Origin of the sequence: Eoetvoesiella caeni (assembly GCF_003315175.1) — a bacterium.
In the GTDB taxonomy this organism is placed as follows: Bacteria; Pseudomonadota; Gammaproteobacteria; order Burkholderiales; family Burkholderiaceae_B; genus Eoetvoesia; species Eoetvoesia caeni.
In genome coordinates, this window is the sequence record NZ_QNRQ01000007.1 from 223,095 (window position 1) to 230,866 (window position 7,772).

General features: G+C 52.1%; 4 protein-coding genes. 3 read left to right on the top strand and 1 reads right to left on the bottom strand.

Annotated elements, in window-relative coordinates; all coding sequences use genetic code 11:
• Positions 1 to 301: 301 nt before the first annotated feature.
• The 3 genes from DFR37_RS14385 (at position 302) to DFR37_RS14395 (ending at position 6,423) form a co-directional block, all read left to right on the top strand.
• Positions 302 to 3,973 carry an indolepyruvate ferredoxin oxidoreductase family protein gene (locus tag DFR37_RS14385; protein ID WP_113934002.1) on the top strand — a complete coding sequence of 1,224 codons (3,672 nt, stop codon included), beginning with the start codon at positions 302 to 304 and terminating at the stop codon, positions 3,971 to 3,973.
• Positions 3,974 to 4,222: 249 nt separating this feature from the next.
• Positions 4,223 to 5,191 (top strand): TRAP transporter substrate-binding protein DctP, encoded by a 969-nt coding sequence (gene dctP, locus DFR37_RS14390; RefSeq protein WP_113934003.1) that lies wholly within the window; start codon positions 4,223 to 4,225, stop codon positions 5,189 to 5,191.
• A gap of 83 nt (positions 5,192 to 5,274) precedes the next feature.
• The gene (locus DFR37_RS14395) at positions 5,275 to 6,423 is read left to right on the top strand and encodes an FAD-dependent monooxygenase (RefSeq protein WP_113934004.1); all 1,149 of its coding nucleotides are present in this window, start codon (positions 5,275 to 5,277) and stop codon (positions 6,421 to 6,423) included.
• 112 nt (positions 6,424 to 6,535) lie between these two features.
• Here DFR37_RS14395 and DFR37_RS14400 read toward each other — a convergent pair.
• A partial coding sequence (locus DFR37_RS14400) for an MFS transporter (RefSeq protein ID WP_147251630.1) occupies positions 6,536 to 7,772 on the bottom strand: 1,237 nt, incomplete at its 5' end.

The window sequence follows — 7,772 nt, forward strand, 5'->3', positions numbered from 1 at the left end:
CATCTATTTCCATTATAGATAGTATCAAGTGGTTAGATTATTGCCGGCTACTTATACTAATCGAAGTCGGAACATCCAGCGTGCGCATGGTGAAGCGCCTTATTCAATCTCGCACCGGGCGATTACTCACGCAGAAACAGAGACGACCCGAGATTCGGCATTAGGCTATTGCCGGCAAGTGCAACGGCTCTCCCCGCCTTATAAATATATTGCATCGATTTAATAACAATTCGATTTATAGATGGGGTGCATCACATGAGGCTTACTGTGGTGACCGACTTAACCATTAAAGAGACAAACAATGAAAGTAGTTACGGGTGAGTCTGCTGTTTTGAAGCATGCACAAATTACGAACTTTACTGAAGGCGGCGAGGATGTAACCGTCGCGAGTATACCCATTATGCCATCGACCCAGATTCCGTCAGTGTTGGATCGCTACGAGACGGAGAAAGGACGCATTTTCTTGAGCGGAATTCAGGCGCTTGTCCGCCTGCCAATTGAACAGCTGCGGCGCGACAAGCGAGCCGGACTGCGCACTCGTGCATACATTACAGGATACCCAGGCTCACCGCTGGGCGGATATGACATCGCTTTGGGACAAGCCACCAAGACATTGAACAGTCATGGGGCTATACATCAACCAGGGCAAAATGAAGAGTTGGCAGCGACTACGTTAATGGGCACGCAAATGCTGGATGAGCACCCGCATCCCGATGTGGATGGTGTCGTTGCCTATTGGTATGGAAAGGGACCTGGCATTGATCGGTCCGGAGATGCTCTAAAGCATGGAAACTTTGCCGGAACGAGTACACACGGGGCGGTCGTCATTCTCAGCGGTGAGGACCATGAAGCCAACAGTTCGACTGTGCCCTACCAGCAGGAGTTTTCGTTCGAACACTTTGGGATACCTGTCCTTTACCCGGCAACGGTGGCGGAATTTCTCGAATTTGGGCTGCATGCCGCCGAAATGTCGCGCTACAGCGGTTGTTGGGTCGCGCTGAAATTAGTTGGCCCTTTATGCGATGGTGGTGAGGTGGTGACAGTGTTCCCCGACCAGTTCACTTGCAAGAAGCCAGAGCTACAACTCAACGGCAAGCCTTTCAAAAAAGTCGCTAATTTTACGTTTTTCCCAGGTATTAATATTGAGACGGAACGCCAACTGTATGTGGAGCGTCATGCGGCGGTTAAAGAATATGCGCGACTGAACCAGTTAAACAAAGTTATGCACTCCGGCGCCAAGGACCGGATCGGAATAGTGTGCGCAGGAAAAACGTACACCGATACATGCCAGGCATTCGCCGATATGGGACTGGACGCCGAGGCTCTGACTGCTGGTGGTATTCGAATTGCGAAGATTGGGCTTCTTTGTCCGCTAGACTCTGAGTTCATTCGGCAGTTCGCGCAAGGGCTTGCGAAAATCATCGTCATTGAAGAAAAGCGAGACTTTCTGGAGCGCCAAGTCGCCCATGCGCTTTCTGGTACGGGAATAATCAGCATCATCGGAAAAAATGATGGCAATGGACAACCGTTGTTTCCCCTAGAAGGAGGGCTGAATAGCGACGCAATAGCCATGCTGCTAGGAAAAGTTTTGGCCGAAGATATCGCCTTGCCCAATACGGCAAGCGCGCGGTTCAATCAGATCACCCGTCTTTTGAATCACGACCATAAACTCCAGCCACGGCGTACGCTCAATTACTGTTCCGGCTGCCCTCATAACGTATCCACCAAACTGGCGCCCGGACAGATCGCCTGGGGCGCCCCCGGCTGCCATATTTTTGCGGCAGTCATGGATACGCCAGACAAAAGAATTGAAGCGATCACCCAGTTCGGCGGAGAAGGGCTACCGTGGATTGGACTGGCCCCGTTTACGACACGCAAGCACATTGTGCAAAATATCGGCGATGGTTCGCTTATGCACTCCAGCTATCAGAACATTCGCTTTGCCGTGACCGCAGGAGTAAATATCACCTTTAAGATTCTGTTCAACGGTGTCATAGCAAACACTGGCGGCCAAGTATCCCCGGGAGCCCCGTCGATCGTTACTCTGCTGTCGCATCTCGCACTTGAGGGCGTTGCGAAGATCGTGCTGATCGCCAAAGACGCATCCCGGTATAACAATATAAAACTGCCAAAATCAGTGTCGCTGCGTGCCGTAGATGCACTCGAAGCGTCACTGGTAGAACTGTCTGAAATCGCTGGCGTGACGATCCTTCTTTATGACGGAGAATGTGCGAACGAACGTCGTCGTCGCCAGAAGCGAGGCAAAGCTCCCCTTCCGGTGCGGTTCACTGTCGTTAATGAGGATGTCTGTGAAAACTGTGGCGATTGCGGACGCGTGGCGAATTGCATGTCGCTGCAGAAAGTCAAAACAGAATTCGGCGAAAAAACGCAGATTCATCAGTCGTCGTGCAATCAGGACCAAGCATGTATAAAAGGCGAATGCCCCTCTTTTGTCACCGTCGAAGTGGCCCCGGGCACAAAGATAAAAAAGCCTCCTCTTCAGACTCTGGACGAAAGCCTCATTCCACAGCCATCCATGCCTTCGGTGGCTCGCCCCTACCATGTTTACATCCCGGGCCTTGGTGGAACAGGGGTGCTGACTGCCAACGCAATTATGGCTCAGGCGGCTTCATTCGACGGCAATGAAGTCAAGAGCTACGATCAAACGGGTGCCGCCCAAAAATGGGGCGCAGTGCTTTCCAGTCTAATAATTTCGGCTCCGGGTCACCCATCGATCACGAACCGCGTTGGCTATGGGAAAGCCGATCTGTATCTCGTGCTAGACATGTTGGCCGGCGTCGACCAGAAGAATTTGCGATGCTGTCAGCCCGAATTGACTGGGGCTGTCATTAATTCCAACGTCCTTCCCAGCGGCGACATGATTCGGGACCCGCATATTAAGTTGCCTTATGGCGACATGATTGAAGCCATCGGAACGGTCTCCAGGGGCTCAAAAAACGTCGTTCTCGATGCACGGCGCATTGCCGAAGGACTTTTTGGCGATTATGTCATGGCCAATATGGTCACGATCGGCGCTGCCTACCAAGCCGGCTTGTTACCCATTTCGTCGGAAAGCATGGAGAAAGCCATCACGCTGAATGGCACACAAGTGGAAGTAAATATTCTTGCGTTTCGCGCGGGGCGGCTATCGCAGCACAACCCGGATGCCTTGGAGGAAATGCTTGCGCGCCCTTTCAATACGCTGTCTGACCGGGTGGCGGATTTGAACGACCGACGCCTGGATGATGAACGGATTGTTCGGCTAATGGATTCAAACGATTTGTCAGGTATCAGCGAGGAGTTCAAGAGGTCGATCCAGACCCGTGTCGCCGATCTTGTTGATTATCAGAGCGTTTCATACGCACGCCATTATTTACGCAAAATCGCCGATGTAGCGAAAAGCGAGCGAGCGGTTCTTGGCGAAGGCGGACGGCTCGAAGCTACCGAAGCCGTTGCTCGCTATTTATATAAGTTGATGGCCTATAAGGATGAATACGAGGTAGCTCGTTTACTAATGCAACGCACATTCTCCATGCGTGTCGGGCAGATGTTCACCGGCCCGGTCCGGATGGTCTTTAACCTTCAGCCGCCTTTTCTTCGCTGGTTCGGTCTGCATCGAAAGGCGGAGCTGGGCCCATGGATACGACCATTGCTGCATGGGCTTTCCAAGCTTAAGTTTCTACGCGGAACAGCAATCGACCCGTTCGGCTATCTCGCAGTGAGGCGCGAGGAACGAGAACTAATACGTTGGTATGAGAGCGTCATCGACGAGGCGTTACTGAAGCTGAATTCAAGCAATTTCCAGACTATCTGTGCTCTGCTTTCATTGCCTGATGAAATCCGCGGCTATGAGCGCATCAAGACGAACAATATTCGGGAAGCTAAAGCGAAAGCCTTGCATCTTAAGGAACAACTAAATTCAGGGCGTTTTGCCCCAAAGGGTGTATCGGTGGTCTATCTTTCGCCCCAATGAGAGCGGCGCAAGAAGGCTCCTGCCATAACATTTCTCCAGTCTAATAGATCGCTATAAAAGATCGGTGCGTCACTAAGGAGCCTGTTGCGCAATCTTGGGATTAAAGCATTATTCGGCTGACATAAATTTACGGCTCAGTGATGCCATTTATTTTTATCGAGCTGCTTGTACTGGGCTTGCTTTTGCTATTGCCTTGGCTCGCGACAGGACTGCCACGGCTGATAGTTCAACAACTATGGAGACAAAAAAATGAAACTTACTTTTAAGAAACTTGCTTTAGGAACATTGCTGGGCCTCGTCGCTTTCTCGGCACAAAGCGCCCAGGTCACCTTGAAGGCGGTCAGCGCCTTCGCGAAAAATTCGTACTTCGACCAGCGCTTCGAAAATTTCGTCAAAAAATTTAACGAAGAGGGAAAAGGAATCTTACAGATCCAGATGCTCGGTGGCCCCGAGTCCATGCCCCCTTTTGAAGTCGGCAATGCACTGCGGGCCGGCGTGATCGACTTAGCCAATACTACCGGGGTGTTCTTGGCCAATCTTTTACCCGAAGCTCTGGCACTAAGCTTTTCAACCACGCCTATGGCCACTTTGCGAGCAAACGGGGGCGACGCGCTTCTAGACAACATCATGCGTGAAAAAGCCAATATCGTATGGCTGGGCCGTGTTCATGATGGGCTGAAATTCCATATCTACACGAACAAAAAGCCCGAGAATTTTTCGTTCAAAGACATGAAGCTGCGCAGTGTGCCTGTATATCGGTCGTTCTTCCAGTCATTGGGGGCGTTGCCGTTGCAAGTGCCACCAGGCGAAGTCTATACGGCACTTGAGCGCGGCGTAGTCGACGGGTACGGCTGGCCCAGCGTGGGCATTTTCGATCTTGGCTGGCAGGAAAAGACCAAATACCGTATCGAGCCCGGTTTTTACAATGTTGAAGATAGCTTGTACATGAACCAGGACAAATACAAGAAGCTCGATGAAACGCAACGGGCTTTCTTAACTGCGCAGGTACGGCAGCTCGAAGAACTTTTTGTACAAGATCAAAAGGCAGTTGAACGTGAGAAGACAAGGCTGGTTGAAGCCGGAATCGAGATTATCTCGTTACCCCCTGATCTAGCCGCCAAATTCATCGCAACCGCAAACGAGGCTGGGTGGAAAGCTATCGATCAGGCGAGCCCGAAGTACGCCGCTCAACTACGGAAAGCATTCGGCGCACAATAACTCTCGTTTAACAAGACTGTCTGTGCTCGTGCGCGCTTCGTCGCTTGGCGCAAGCGCGCACGATATAAAGGTGGAAATCGAGAATGAAGATTAATATCCTCGGCGGTGGCCCCGCCGGATTATATGCGGCCTATCTATTGAAGCGCCAGCGTCCCGATGCATCGGTGCACGTCTATGAGCAGAACGCCGCCGACACCACCTTCGGCTTTGGTGTTGTATTTTCCGAACAGGCTCTGGAATTCCTGCGTGCGAACGACGAGGAGACGCTGGATGCCATCACTAAAGATCTAGAGAGCTGGCGAGACATTGAGTTGCGAATTCATGGCCAGATCATCCATATCGATGGCGTGGGTTTTACCGGCATTGCTCGTCTCAAATTATTGGAAATATTAAGCCAGAAAGCATTGTCGGTCGGCGCTATCCTGTGCCATCAGCGGGTTATCGAGAACCTGGGCGAAATAGACGACGCCGATCTCATTATCGGCGCTGATGGGATTAATTCTCTTGTCCGCCGTACTCATGAGGAGAGCTTCGGCACGACTATCGACCATTTTGAGAACCGGTTCGCTTGGTTTGGCGCCACGCGGGCCTTTGGCCATTTAACCCAGACGTTCAAAGAGGTTCCGCAAGGCTTCTTTAACGCACATCATTATCGGTACTCACCGTCGATGAGCACTTTTCTGGTGGAGGCGAATGCGGCCACTTTCAAACAGATAGGCTTCGCCGACATGAGCGAAGAAGAATCCAGGCTCTACTGCCAGAAGATATTCGCCGAGGAGCTGGAAGGAGCAAGTTTGGTCGCCAACAAGTCTCAATGGAGGCAGTTTCCAAAAATCAACAACGCACGGTGGTCAGTGGGGAAGTATGTGATTATTGGCGATGCTCTTCGAACTGCTCATTTTTCGATAGGATCCGGAACTCGCTTAGCGCTGGAGGACGTCCAGGCGCTCGCAAAGGCCCTAGCCGAGAATCCTAAGGATATTATCAGCGCATTAGCAAGCTTTGAGGCTGCACGGCGCCCTGTGGTAGAAAAAATCGTTACTGCAGCGAATCAAAGCGCGAAATGGTACGACAGTTTTGCCGAACACATGAAACTTCCGGCGTGGGAATTCGCCTTTAACTACATCAGCCGATCAGGGCGAATTGATCTTGATCGTTTGCGAACAAACTCACCGCAGTTTGTTTCAAGCTACGACCGGTGGCTGCGAAGCGATGCTTACTCAAAATTTTAGGGTTAGCGGCGAGCCACTAGCATTCAATTAGCGACTGCGCCAAGCTTCGAAACTTGCCGGCGGGCTTCGCGAACCAGCCCACCGTCAAGAAGCAGCAAATTTCTCGATCTCTTTATCTGTTCTTGCGCAGGGGCGGATACACGTATGCGCCAAGCAGCAGCATGGCCAGGCAAGACACGATCAGGGCAATGCCGAATAGCAGCAGCGCTGGAGCGTAAGAGCCGAGTACATCGAAGGACAATCCCATGACATAGATGCCGACTGCGCAGCCGATGGAAAACAAACTAAAGATCCAGCCATAGATTTGACCAAAGCTTTTCAGGCCAAAGTAACGGGAACCCAGGTAACCGATCATGTCAAGCTCCGCTCCGACAGCTAATCCAAGTGCTATTAATCCCAATTGAATGAAGGATCCGCTATATAAAAGGTAAATGCCAATAATTGGAAGAAGGAAAAACAGGATTGATACATATGGTGCAAAGAAATGATCGACAAGGAAACCGTACAACAGCCGCCCAAGCAAAGTGGCAATTCCGATGATGGCTAGCATCTTCGCGGCGACAGGCGGCGCCATGCCGCCGTCTGTTAGTAAGGGGAAGATATGGACCACGACCCCCTGTACCGACATTCCAACGAGAAACGAGGCGACCGCAAGGACCCAGAATTGCGACATTGAGCGCGCTTCGCGGGCGGATATACCGGGCAATGGCGTGACGTCATCCGCGTTGGCTGCTTGGGTGCCGACCTGCGTAGTTTCGAAGGGCTCTCGAATGAAAGCAAGTACGCTGGGCACCGCTATTATGATCACCAGCACCCCCATCCCCATAAAACCGGAGCGCCAGCCATAGGACCGGATAAGCCATTCCACAAATTGCGGAAGTAACGCGGCGCCCACGCCGATCCCCGAAATGGCAATGCCCATAGCGAGCCCCCGTTTTGCATCGAACCAGGCCGAGATGCTCTTGACATAGCCGATGGGCGTCTGTACACCGCCAAGGATACCTGCCAAAGCAAAGAGCGCGATGAAAGCAGCTGGCATTGCCGGAGTAAGAGCTATGGCGGCGACGCTTATGCCGAACAAAACGATGGCGGGCACCATGACTCGGCGCACACCGTATCGGTCCATAAGTGCCCCGACGAAAGGCAGCGTGAGCGCCATGCAAATGATATAGGAGCTGTTTGCAGCGGACAATGTACCGCGGCCCCACCCGAATTCGGCGCCGATGGGCTTGATGAACAGCGTGAAGGTGTAGGTACCCACGCGGGACGGTAGAATGATGACGCGGGCCAATGTAACGCGGCGGCTGGCACATGCCGTCGATTCTGCAGCGACAAAGCATCCAGAGCTC